The sequence below is a fragment of the Bradyrhizobium iriomotense genome (assembly GCF_030160715.1).
In the GTDB taxonomy this organism is placed as follows: domain Bacteria; phylum Pseudomonadota; class Alphaproteobacteria; order Rhizobiales; family Xanthobacteraceae; genus Bradyrhizobium; species Bradyrhizobium iriomotense.
The window spans coordinates 147,960-159,167 of the sequence record NZ_BSOW01000013.1; the positions used below are offsets into that span (position 1 = coordinate 147,960).

Annotated in this window: 11 protein-coding genes; 3 read left to right on the forward strand and 8 right to left on the reverse strand. The window is 64.1% G+C overall.

The window, feature by feature from the left end:
* Positions 1 to 5: 5 nt before the first annotated feature.
* From QQL28_RS19835 to QQL28_RS19865, 7 genes are all read right to left on the reverse strand, one after another.
* Positions 6 to 767: an SDR family NAD(P)-dependent oxidoreductase gene (locus QQL28_RS19835; RefSeq protein WP_284267954.1), complete on the reverse strand. Its 762-nt coding sequence runs from the start codon at positions 765 to 767 to the stop codon at positions 6 to 8.
* A gap of 25 nt (positions 768 to 792) precedes the next feature.
* Entirely contained in the window at positions 793 to 2,676 is a 1,884-nt protein-coding gene (locus tag QQL28_RS19840) for a feruloyl-CoA synthase (RefSeq protein WP_284267955.1), read from the reverse strand.
* A 10-nt stretch (positions 2,677 to 2,686) separates the two neighbouring features.
* Positions 2,687 to 3,496: a crotonase/enoyl-CoA hydratase family protein gene (locus tag QQL28_RS19845; RefSeq protein WP_284267956.1), complete on the reverse strand. Its 810-nt coding sequence runs from the start codon at positions 3,494 to 3,496 to the stop codon at positions 2,687 to 2,689.
* A 283-nt stretch (positions 3,497 to 3,779) separates the two neighbouring features.
* On the reverse strand, positions 3,780 to 4,241 hold the full coding sequence (locus QQL28_RS19850) for a DUF3237 domain-containing protein (RefSeq protein WP_284267957.1): 462 nt from the start codon (positions 4,239 to 4,241) through the stop codon (positions 3,780 to 3,782).
* Between the two features lie 10 nt (positions 4,242 to 4,251).
* On the reverse strand, positions 4,252 to 5,571 hold the full coding sequence (locus tag QQL28_RS19855) for a TRAP transporter large permease (protein WP_284267958.1): 1,320 nt from the start codon (positions 5,569 to 5,571) through the stop codon (positions 4,252 to 4,254).
* A 2-nt stretch (positions 5,572 to 5,573) separates the two neighbouring features.
* Complete coding sequence (locus tag QQL28_RS19860; protein WP_284267959.1) at positions 5,574 to 6,083, reverse strand: TRAP transporter small permease; 510 nt, start codon at positions 6,081 to 6,083, stop codon at positions 5,574 to 5,576.
* A gap of 249 nt (positions 6,084 to 6,332) precedes the next feature.
* On the reverse strand, positions 6,333 to 7,349 hold the full coding sequence (locus tag QQL28_RS19865) for a TRAP transporter substrate-binding protein (protein ID WP_284267960.1): 1,017 nt from the start codon (positions 7,347 to 7,349) through the stop codon (positions 6,333 to 6,335).
* A 260-nt stretch (positions 7,350 to 7,609) separates the two neighbouring features.
* On the opposite strand from QQL28_RS19865, the gene pobA reads away from it, so the two are divergent.
* Positions 7,610 to 8,779 (forward strand): 4-hydroxybenzoate 3-monooxygenase, encoded by a 1,170-nt coding sequence (gene pobA, locus QQL28_RS19870; RefSeq protein WP_284267961.1) that lies wholly within the window; start codon positions 7,610 to 7,612, stop codon positions 8,777 to 8,779.
* 233 nt (positions 8,780 to 9,012) lie between these two features.
* Positions 9,013 to 9,432, forward strand: a complete 420-nt coding sequence (locus QQL28_RS19875; RefSeq protein ID WP_284267962.1) for a PaaI family thioesterase — start codon at positions 9,013 to 9,015, stop codon at positions 9,430 to 9,432.
* Between the two features lie 6 nt (positions 9,433 to 9,438).
* On the opposite strand, the gene QQL28_RS19880 is transcribed toward QQL28_RS19875, so the two are convergent.
* Positions 9,439 to 10,323 carry a LysR family transcriptional regulator gene (locus tag QQL28_RS19880; protein ID WP_284267963.1) on the reverse strand — a complete coding sequence of 295 codons (885 nt, stop codon included), beginning with the start codon at positions 10,321 to 10,323 and terminating at the stop codon, positions 9,439 to 9,441.
* Between the two features lie 120 nt (positions 10,324 to 10,443).
* On the opposite strand from QQL28_RS19880, the gene QQL28_RS19885 reads away from it, so the two are divergent.
* Positions 10,444 to 11,067 (forward strand): pyridoxamine 5'-phosphate oxidase family protein, encoded by a 624-nt coding sequence (locus QQL28_RS19885; protein WP_284267964.1) that lies wholly within the window; start codon positions 10,444 to 10,446, stop codon positions 11,065 to 11,067.
* Positions 11,068 to 11,208: the final 141 nt, after the last annotated feature.

Consider the following 11,208-nt stretch of genomic DNA (forward strand, 5'->3'; position numbering starts at 1 on the left):
GTGCCTTACTTCGGCGCCATGCGCAGCGAGCCGTCGAGCCGCACCACCTCGCCGTTGAGATAGGCATTCTCGACCATGTGCAGCGCGAGCGCCGCGAACTCGTCGGCGTTGCCGAGCCGGCGCGGGAAGGGGATCGCCGCGGCAAGCGAATCCTGGGCTTCCTGCGGCAGGTTTGCGAGCAGCGGGGTGAGGAACAGGCCGGGCGCGATGGTCAGCACGCGGACGCCGAATTGCGCGAGCTCGCGCGCGATCGGCAGCGTCATGCCGACGATGCCGCCCTTGGATGCCGAATAGGCGGACTGGCCGATCTGGCCGTCATAGGCTGCAACGGACGCGGTGTTGATGATAACACCGCGCTCGCCACTCGCCTGCGGCTCGAGCTTGGACATCTCGGTGGCGGCAAGACGCAGCATGTTGAAGGTGCCGATCAGGTTGACCTTGATCACCTTGTCGAAATCGGCGAGCGCCATCGGACCATCGCGGCCGACCACGCGCTTGGCAACGCCGATGCCGGCGCAGTTGACGAGCACGCGGGCCGGGCCGTGGGCCTTGGCGGCTGCCGCGATCGCTGCTTCAGCCGAGGCGGCGTCGGAGACGTCGCAGGTCACGGCCACGCCCTTGATCTCGGCCGCGACGGTTTCGGCGAGCTTGGTATTGAGGTCGCAGACTGCGACCTTGGCGCCCTGCGCCGCAAGCTTTCGCGCGGTGGCCGCGCCCAGTCCCGATGCACCGCCGGTGACGATGGCTGCCTGATCCCTTAACAACATGGCGTTCTCCTTTGGCGGATTGTTTCTAGGCGACCGATATTACACGGTCCGACGAATTTGCAGCATAGAGCTCGTCGATCAGCGCGATGCGATGTTCCAGCACGGCGCGCTGGTTGATCGAACCCTTGTCGGTGACCTCGCCCTTGTCGATCGAGAGCGGCGTGTCCAGCAGGATCGCGCGGGTGATCCGGGTCGAGGAACCGGTGGCCGAGCCGAGGAACTGGATGAGGCGCTCGCGGAACGCCTCACGGACCAGGCGATCGCGCGCGGTGACGACGAGATCGTCAGCCGGCAGCGTCGGATTGATCAGGCGGCAGCCATCGAGGTCGAGCACCACGAGCGCGGAAATCTCGTCGCGATTGATGCCAGCGATGACGACGTCGCGCACCAGCGGCGCGCAGGCCGCCGTGAGGCGCGCGCGCAGCGGGCCGACGCTGACCCAGGTGCCGCTTGCGAGCTTGAAATCCTCGCTGACGCGGCCGTCGAAGTCGAAGCCGGCATTGAAGTCATCAGGATCGGCGGGCTTGAGTGCATCGCCGAGCTTGTAGAAGCCTTCCTCGTCGAAGGATTTTGCCGTGATGTCGGGCTGGCGCCAGTAGCCGGGCATGACATTCGGGCCCTTGCAGCGGACTTCCAGCTTGCCGTTGTTCGGCACGAGCTTGGCGTCATTGCCGGAGACGGGCAGGCCGACATGGCCGGAGCGGCTGGTGCGCGGATTGACCGACATGAAGAACGGCGCGGTCTCGGTGGCGCCGAGGCCCGTCAGCATCGGGACGCGATAACCCTTCTCCTTCACCGCGAGCTCGTCGAGGCTGTTCCAGACGAAGGGCGACAGCGCCGCGCCGGAGAAGAACATTGCATGCAGGCGGTCGAAGAACTTTGCGCGCAGGCCCTGGTCATCGCGCAGATAGGGCAGCAGCGATTCATAACCCTTCGGCACGTTGAAATAGACCGTCGGCGAAATCTCCTGGAGATTGCGCACGGTCTCCTCGATGCCGCCGGGCACCGGCTTGCCGGCATCGAGATACATCGAGCCACCGTTGTAGAGCGTCAGGCCGATGTTGTGGTTGCCGCCAAAGGTGTGATTCCAGGGCAGCCAGTCGATGATGACCGGTGGCTCGTCCTTCAGGAACGCCAGCGTCTCGCGCAGCATCACCTGATTGGCGCAGATCATGCGCTGGGTATTGATGACCGCCTTGGGATTTCCGGTCGAGCCCGACGTCAGCAGGAATTTGGCGATCGTGTCGGGGCCGATTCTCCCGTGTAGCTCGTCGAGCGCTGGGTGGATCGGCGTCGCCATGAGGTCGGCGAGCAGCGTGACGTCGCGCCCCGGCACCGTGCCGTAGGACGCGGCGATCTCGGTGCCGAGCGAGACGTTGGTCGCAAGCGCGTCCGCGAACTTGTCGGCATCCTCGGCAAAGACGAGGCCGGGCGTCAGCAGCTTCATCAGATAAGAGAGCTTGCCGTAGTCCTTGGAGACCAGCGAATAGGCCGGCGAGACCGGGCAGAACGGGACGCCGGCATAATACGCGCCGAAGGCGAGCAGCGCATGGTCGATCGAATTGCCGGAGAGGATGACGACAGGCTTCTCCGTCGACAGGCCACGCTGGATCAGGCCGGAGGCGATGTGCCGGCTCGCGGTGAGCAGCTCGGCATAGGTGATCTTGCGCCAGCCGCGGCCGCCTTCGCGCTCGGCCATGAAGACGCGGTCCGGCGTCGTCTTGGCCCAGTGATGCAGGCGATCGGTGATGCGCACCGGATAGTCGCCGAGCGGCTGCTTCGGCCGCAGGTAAATCGTGCCGTCATCGCGCCGCTCGATGTTGACGGAGGGATCGCCGAATGAGATCGGCCGCAGCGGGGAGCTGCTCGCGCCGCGCTCAGTGGTGGACGAGGACGGCTGCGCGCTCATGACATTACGCTCATGATTTGGGCTTCACCTTGGCGGTCTTGTGCTCGAGGAACTCGCGAATCCGCCGCTTGGCTTCCTTGTCGCTCTGGGCGACCGTTGCCATCAGCGATTCCATCAACAGGCCAGCCTGCGGATTGGCCTCGGCGATCATCGGCAGCGCCTGGAGCACGGCGAAATTGGTCAGCGGCGCGTTGGAGGCGATCCGCGCGGCGAGCTCCAGCGCCTTCGTCAGCGAGCCGCCTTCTTCGGTCAGATATTGCGCAAAGCCGTAGGAAGCGCCTTCGGTCGCGGGATAGACGCGGCCGGTCAGCATCATGTCCATCATTCGCGCCACGCCGATCAGTCGCGGTAGCCGCACCGAGCCGCCGCCGCCGACGAAGATGCCGCGTTGGCCCTCCGGGAGGGCGAAATAGGTCGAGGGCTCGGCGACACGGATATGCGCGGCGCAGGCCAGCTCCAGCCCGCCGCCAATCACGGCGCCCTTCAGCGCCGCGATCACGGGCACGCGACTGTACTGGATGCGGTCGAACACCCGGTGCCACATCTGGGAGTGCAGGAGGCCGCCGGTCGCGTCGTGGTCGGTCAGCTCGGAGAGGTCGAGGCCGGAGGAGAAATGGTCGCCGATGCCATGGATGACGACCGCGCCGATGTCGTCCGGCAGCGTCGCAAAGCAGTTGCCGATCTCGTGAATGATGCCGTCATTGAGCGCATTGCGCTTGGCGGGCCGGTTCAGGCCCACGGTCAAGACCTTGTCCGCCCTCTCGATCTTGAGCAGCGCATCAGGTCCCGCGGCTGCGGTATCGGCGTTTCCCTGTGTCATTTGCGTCCTTTTCAGAATAGTTATGTTGTATAACGAATTTCAAGGGAGTCAATACGGGACCAGGGAATTCCGGGCACCGGTCAGGCAGGCGATGAGTGCTCCAAATTCGGCGTCGTCCCGGCGAAGGCCGGGACCCATATCCCCAGGGAAGAGTTTGGCGAAGACTCGTCGTTCGGTACACCAATCTCCCGCAATCGATAGATTTCGCGGTGTGGGTCCCGGCCTTCGCCGGGACGACGAGCAGGGTGTGCCGAGCCAGCGGAATGCTTACGACCCGCCCGCCTCACATCACCTGATGCACATCAATCACCACGCGGTCCGCATGCCGTGCGGCGGAAGCGACGAAAATGTGTTGCATCAGCCAACGGTACTTCTCGTGCCCGGTTTCGAATCTCGGCACGGTGCGGAAGTAGATCAGCGCGGGATCGACGGGCTCGCCGCGCTTGAGCTTTTGCAGTAGGTCCACCGGGCCGAAGCGGATGCCCTTGTTCTCGACATAGACGGTGGCGCCGTCGTCGGTCTCGAAGGCGTATTTGGCCTCCAGGTCGATCAGCTCGCTCGGGCGGATGGTCTGGAAGTCGGCGCCGAACGGCAAGACCTTGCCGTTGATCGCGCCCTGCACCTCGCCGCCGACGATCGGGATGATGCGGCGGACACCGGTGCCGGTCTCGCCGGCGGTGATGACGTCACCGATACGCGCGGTGATGGTGAAGACGTACTTCGTCTCGAGCTTGGGTGTGGTCATCACTCCACCTCTAATGCGCCATCATCCGCGTCGGCAGCCACGTCGCCAGCAGCGGGAAGGCGATCAGGATCACGAGACGCACGAGGTCGGTCGCCACGAACGGGATGACGCCCTTGAAGATGGTGGAGAAGGATACGTCCTTCACCACGCTCTTGATGACGAAGACGTTCATGCCGACCGGCGGGTGAATCAGGCCGAGCTCGACCGTCATCACGATGATGACGCCGAACCAGATTGGATCAAAACCGAGATGCGTGATCACGGGGAAGATGATCGGCACGGTCAGGATGATCATCGCCATGGCGTCCATCAGGCAGCCGAGCACGAGATACATCACCATGATCAGCGCCAGCACGCCGTAAGAGCCGAGGCCGAGGCCGGTGAGGAATTCCGTCACCTTCTGCGGGGTCTGCGTCACCGTCAGGAAATAGCCGAAGATCAGCGCGCCGATCAGCACAGTGAAGACCGCGGCAGCGGTGCGCGTCGCTTGCAGGAGCGAGGCCAAAATCTTCTCGCGGTCGAGCCGCCCGGTGAGCACGCCGATGATGAAGGCGCCGGTGGCGCCGACGCCGCCGGCTTCGGTCGGCGTGAAGCGCGGCAGGAACGGCAGGCCGTAGAGGCCGCCGATCACGAACAGGAACAGCAGGACCGGTGCCCAGATATCCTTCAGGCCCGCGAAGCGCTCGTTCCACGGCAGCTTCTTGCCCTTCGGCAAAAAGTCGGGACGGAAGTATCCGATCAGTCCGATGGTGATCATGTACATGCTCATCGCAAGCAGGCCCGGGATGATGCCGGCGATGAAGAGCTTGCCGATGTCCTGCTCGGTGATGATGCCGTAGACCGCCAGCACGGTGGAGGGCGGCAGCATCGCGCCCAGCGTGCCGCCGGCCGCGATCACGCCGGTGGCAAAGGACTGCGGATAGCCGAAGCGGCGCATCTCGGGATAGGCGACGGCGGAGAAGGTTGCGGCGGTCGCCACCGAGGAGCCGCAGATCGCGGCGAAGCCGCCGCAGGCGCCGACGGTCGCGATCCCGAGACCGCCGCGCAAATGGCCGACAAAACCGTTGGCGGCGCGGAACAGCTCGCGGCTCATGCCGGAATTGCTGACGAAGGAGCCCATCAGCAAGAACATCGGGATGACGCCAAAGGTGTAGTCGGTGACCGTTCGCATCGAGGTCTGGCCGACAAGCTTTAGTGCCGGCGTTCCGCCGACGAGATAGGAGAAGCCGGAGACGCCGACGAGGCCCATGGCCATGCCGACGGGCACGCGCAGCAGCATCAGCGCGAACAGGGAAACGAAACCGAGTACGGCGACGGCATCGGTGCTCATGATCACTCCGTCGCCTTCAGCTTGGGATCGTGCATTTCTTCAGGGTGGAAGATCAGCCGGTAGGTTCGGATCGCGATCAGCAGCACCGCGGAGACGTCGCCGATCCAGGCGACCGCGAAGAACGGCCAGGTCGGCATGTGCAGGTCAAAGGTCTGCACATTGTCATTGTAGGTGCCGCGCACCTTGTCGAACAGCGTCCAGGTCTGCACGGTGACGACGAACAGCAGCACCAAGGTTGCGAACACGTCGATCCAGCGCTGATAGCGTGGCTTCACGTTGGCCCAGACCAGGTCGACCGTGATGTGCGTGCCCCGATAGGAAGTCGCGGCGATGCCCCAGAAGATCAGGATGCCGAGCAGCATGCGGCCGATGTCGAAGGAATCGGGGATCGAATAGTTCAGCGTGTTGCGGAGCAGGACCGAAACGAAGATGTCGAGTGCGACGAGACCGACGAAGCCGGCCGCGATCCATTCGATCGTGTCGATAAAGCGATCCATCCAGGCGCGCTTCATAGGGGTGTCCCGTGGTGAGCTGTCATTGGTTTGATTCCGGTCTTGCCACGCACTCCACCTCGCCCCGCTTGCGGGGAGAGGTCGGAATTCGCGCGTGAGCGCGGATTCCGGGTGAGGGGGATTCTCCGCGAGCTCATCCGTCACCATCTTTGCGGAAGCAGCCCCTCACCCCAACCCTCTCAGCGCGAGCGAAGCTCGTCGCGGCCCCGTAAGAACGGGGAGAGGGGGAATGAGAGTCTGCCGCGATGGCTACTCCGCCAGCGCGTTGTACTTCTTCAGCGAGGCCTTCAGCTCGGCGAGCGCTGCGTCCGGATCGGTGCCGGTCTTCTTCACGCCCTCGCCCCAGGTCTTGACCAGCGGCTCCGCCGCCTTCTTCCAGGACGCGGTCTGCTCCGGGTTCAGCTTGTAGACCTCGTGACCTTCCTCCGCCTTGATCTTTTCGATGCCCGCGTCCTCGAACTTGCCCCAGTGCTCGCCGACCACGCCCGCCATCTCGGTCGTGCAATTCTTGTCGATGGCCGCCTTCTGCTTGTCGGACATCGCGTTGTACTTGTCCTTGTTGATGACGAAGACGAAGGTCGTGACATAGAGCGGCGCCTCCATGTCGTACTTCGTCACCTTGTCGATGCCGAACAGCAGCAGCGAGCCCCAGGGGAAGGTGACGCCGTCGGCGACGCCGCGCTCGATGATGTCGCGCACTTCCGGCGCCGAGGACTGCACATTGGTGCCGCCGAGCGAGGTGACGAAATTCGCCATCGTGGCGTGCGCCGGGCGGATTTTCAGGCCCTTCACATCCTCGGGGACGACGATCTTCTTGGTGCGGGAGTGGAAGGAGGAGGGCGAGTGGACGAAGGCGAGGCAGTATTTGACGTCCTTCATCTCCTTCTCGGCATATTTGCGATACCAGGCATCGAGCCCCATCGAGCCGCCCTTGGCGTCCGAGACGAGGAACGGCAATTCGCCGGCGCCGATGATCGGGAAGCGGCCGGGCTGATAGCCGGGATTGACGTAGGTGACGTCGGCGATGCCGTCGCGTGCCATGTCGTAATGGTCGAACGCCTTGCCGAGCTGCTGCGCCGGGAACACCTTGCTCTTGATGGTGCCGCCGGAATCCTTCTCCACCGCGGCCGCCCAGTCCTCCAGCGACTTCTGGAGCGGATGCGAGGCCGGCACCCAGTGCGAGATCTTCAGGTCGAAATTCTTGTCCTGCGCGAAGGCAGGCGTCACGCTTGCTGCCAGCAGCAACGCCAGACAGGCTTTCCTCATCGCTCGTCTCTCCCTGTTCTTGACCGCAGGCTTCTTCGGCCCGGTCTCGTTAGTTAACATGTTATATAATCGGAGCGCTTGTTCAAGCCGGAAGTGGCAACGCGACTGCATTCGTCGCGCGGAAAGCGTTGCCCGGATTTGCCGCGCTGCGGCGAATGGCACTCCCCTTTACTCAAACGTTACATGTTATAATTATCGCGCGCGGATGACTGCGACAAGCAAGCTCGCGCCGCACCCTACAGGATCGGAAGGAGCAAGTATTGCGGACAAAAGTCGCAATCATCGGTGCTGGGCCGGCGGGATTGCTGCTTGGGCAGTTGCTCAACAGCTACGGCATCGACAACGTCATTCTCGAGCGGCAGAGCCCGGACTACGTGCTCGGGCGCATCCGCGCTGGTCTTCTCGAAGAAGGAACCGTGGCGCTGCTCGACGAGGTCGGCGCGGGAGCGCGCGCGCATGCCGAGGGCCTCTTGCATGAGGGCATCGAGCTTGCCTTTTCGGGTCGCCGTCACCGCATCGACATGAAGGCTGCGACCGGCAAGACGGTCATGATCTATGGCCAGACCGAGGTGACGCTCGATTTGATGAATGCACGGAAGGCGGCGGGCCTCGCCTCGGTCTATGAAGCCAAGGATGTGCAGCCGCACGATTTCGACGGCAGTCACCCGCGCGTAACCTACGTCAAGGACGGCGTCACCCACGAAATCTTCTGCGACTTCATCGCCGGCTGCGACGGCTTCCATGGCGTTAGCCGCGCCAGCGTCAAGCCCTCGGCGATCGAGGAGTTCGAGCGGGTCTATCCGTTCGGCTGGCTCGGCATCCTGTCGGATACGCCGCCGGTCAGTCATGAGCTGATCTATTCCAACCACGCCCGCGGCTTTGCGCTCTGCACCATGCGCTCGGCCAAGCGCAGCCGGCATTATGTTCAGTGCTCGCTCGACGATCACGTCGACCAGTGGCCGGACGATCGTTTCTGGGACGAGTTGAAGCGCCGGATCGATCAGGAGGCGGCCGACAGCCTCGTCACTGGCCCATCGATTGAGAAGAGCATCGCGCCGTTGCGCAGCTTCGTCGCCGAGCCGATGCGCTTTGGCCGCATGTTCCTGTGCGGCGATGCCGCCCACATCGTGCCGCCGACCGGTGCCAAGGGGCTGAACCTCGCAGCAAGCGATGCGCACTACCTCGCAACCGCGCTCCGCGAATATTACGACGAGAAGACGAGCGCGGGGATCGATGGCTATTCCACCAAGGCGCTGGCGCGGGTCTGGAAGGCCGTGCGCTTCTCCTGGTGGATGACCTCGATGCTGCACAAATTCCCCGACACCGGCACCATCGGCGCCCGCATCCAGCTCGCCGAGCTCGACTACGTCACGCAGTCGCAGGCCGCGATGACGTCACTGTCGGAGAATTACGTGGGGCTGCCGTTTTAAACACGGCGTCATGCCCCGCGAAAGCGGGGCATCCAGTACGCCGCGGCCTCTCCGTATCCACGCGCGGTCTCTGGAATACTGGATCACCCGCCGCCGCGTGTGATGACAGTCATCGTGCAGCAACAGCCGCGCCCATTTCAAACGCCTGCACAAATTCCGTTTAAAACTTTGTAGGTGATGCGTCCGTCACGACCATCGCGTTCAATGGCTTTAACCAACGACGCGAGACGCGCATGATGACGACCGCCATCCCGGACGGCTTCGAGCCGCATTTCCGCAAGAGCCCGCTCACCGATCCCTGGGAGCCGCTCTATTCAAAGCGCACCGACAAGGCCGTGATCGTCGGATTGCGGCTGGCAAAGCCGCATACCAACGCGCGCGGGCTCATTCATGGCGGTCTCATTGCAGCGCTTGCCGATGCCGCGATGGGCTATAGCTGCGCGCAGGCCACGGGCTGGACGACGTCATTCGTGACGATCTCGCTCGCCGTCGATTACGTCGGCGCGGCCGAGATCGGCCAGTGGTGTGCGGTCGAGAGCGAGGTGATCAAGACCGGCAGCACGATCTGCTTTGCGCAGTCGCTGATCAAGGCCGACGACGTCGTGATCGCGCGGGCCAACGGCACGTTCCGCGTCGTGCCGAAGAAGCAGTAGCGGCGACTACCCGAACCGCCAGTTCGTCGTCTCCACCACGAGATCGATGAACGCGCGCACCTTGGCCGAAAGCAGCCGCGAGGTCGGATAGACGATGTGGATCGGCAAGGCCGGCTGCTCGAATTTCGCCAGCACGATCTTGAGGCGCCCGCGCTTCAGGCCGTCGGCGGCCTGATAGGCCAGCACCCGTGTCACCCCGCCGCCCTGCTCGGCATGTTGCAGCACCGCATCGGCGCTGTTGCTGATGAAGCGCGGGTTCGGCGTGACCTCGATATCGCGGCCGTCGCGCAGAAAACGCCAACTGGTCGCGGGACCGAACTGGATGGTCCGGTGCTGAAGCAACATCTCCGGCGTCCTCGGCTCGCCATGGCGCTTGAGGTAATCAGGCGAAGCCACCACGATCCGCCGCATCTCGCCGACCTGCCGCGCCACCAGCGAGGAATCGGCGAGATGTCCGATCCGCACCGCGACGTCGACCGCATCCTCGACGAGGTTGATCATATGGTCGGACAGCCGTAATTCGCCGGTGACGTCCGGATAGCGCTTCAGGTACGCCGACATCACGGGGCCGACATGCAGCCGGCCGAAGCCGACCGGCGCGGAGACCACGAGCCGCCCGCTCGGCCGGTTGCGTTCCGCGCGCGCCGAGCCGTCCGCCTCCTCGACATCGGCGAGGATCCGCCGCGCGCGCTCCAGATAGCGCGTGCCGACGTCGGTGAGCGTCACGGAGCGCGTGGTCCGCTGCAACAGCCGCGCGCCGAGATGCTCCTCCAGCGAGGCGATCATCCGGGTCACCGCCGATGGCGACAGCCGCAGCTTGCGCGCCGCCGGCGCAAAGCCGCGCAGCTCGGCGACGGTGACGAAGACGTGCATGGCCTCAAGCCGGTCCATGGGGATTATTGCATATATCGCAATGATGAAGTGTCAAGCCGGCCGATTGTTTTGGATAGGAAGGAGGCCATTTTGGGCCGTGACAGACGCGAGAACGCGCCAGCTTTTGGAGATGGTCCGATGCCGTCCGCCCACGCCTACGCCAGCGACGTCGCCTTCACCCCGGCAGTGAAATCGATCCAGACGCGAAAAGGCTCGCGCGAGGCCTATGCGCACGCTGAGCAGCGCGGCTGGCGCACCGAGGTCGACGAAAATCTCGCGGCGTTCCTGGCCGATGCCAGCAGCTTCTATCTCGCCACGGCCTCAGCCGACGGCCAGCCATACATCCAGCACCGCGGCGGCCCGAAAGGTTTCTTGAAGGTGCTGGACAAGCAGACGCTCGCCTTCGCCGACTATGCCGGCAACCGGCAGTATCTCACGCAAGGAAACCTCTCAGAAAATCCAAAAGCCTATATCTTCGTGATGAACTACGCCCATCGTCGCAGGGTGAAGATCTGGGGCGAGGCGCGCGTGGTGGAGGATGATTCGGCGTTGACGCAGTCGCTGATGCCAAGAGGCTACAAGGCGCGCCCCGAGCAGGTCATCGTGTTCAAGATCGCCGCCTGGGACACGAACTGCCCGCAGCATATCCCGCAGAAATTCGATGCGGCGGATGTGGCGGCAGCGCTGGCCGCGCGCGACGCCAGGATTGCGGAGCTGGAAGCGGAGGTCGCGGCGTTGAAGGGGGAGAGGGCGACTAGTTAGGTCCTAGTCTCCGCCCTCTCCCTGCATTCTCCGATGTCACGCCCCGCGAAGGCGGGGCATCCAGTACGCCGCGGCGTCTCGGTTCAAGCACAGCGTCTCTGGAATACTGGATCGTCCGCCCCAGTGCGCAATTGCGCACAA